1 protein-coding gene is annotated in these 268 nt (G+C 44.4%); it reads right to left on the reverse strand.

Features of this window, described 5'->3' with window-relative positions:
• Positions 1–268, reverse strand: a 268-nt coding sequence (locus tag EOPP23_RS21390; RefSeq protein ID WP_194842708.1) for a transposase, incomplete at both ends; no start/stop codon positions are given.

The following is a 268-nucleotide window of genomic DNA, read 5'->3' on the forward strand; positions in this document are numbered from 1 at the left end:
ATCGTTCAGTATTTAACTTTACTGCACCTGATAGATCTCGCTTCCAAGCCAGATAATGCGGGAGGTAACGGGTTGCTACCCCACGAAATACACCTCCGATCCAGCGTTTTAAGTCACTATGATAAGAGTTAACATGTTGAATATGATAAATGCCTTCAAGAACATGTTGACCCGCTGAGGTCACCAATTCCTTAAACTCAAACCCAAGCTTCTCTGCAAGCTTTTCGTGGGCAAGATGGGCATCAGCACAGACCGTTGCTTCAATTGA

Origin of the sequence: Endozoicomonas sp. OPT23, from assembly GCF_009653635.1 — a bacterium.
Classification (GTDB): Bacteria; Pseudomonadota; Gammaproteobacteria; order Pseudomonadales; family Endozoicomonadaceae; genus Endozoicomonas_A.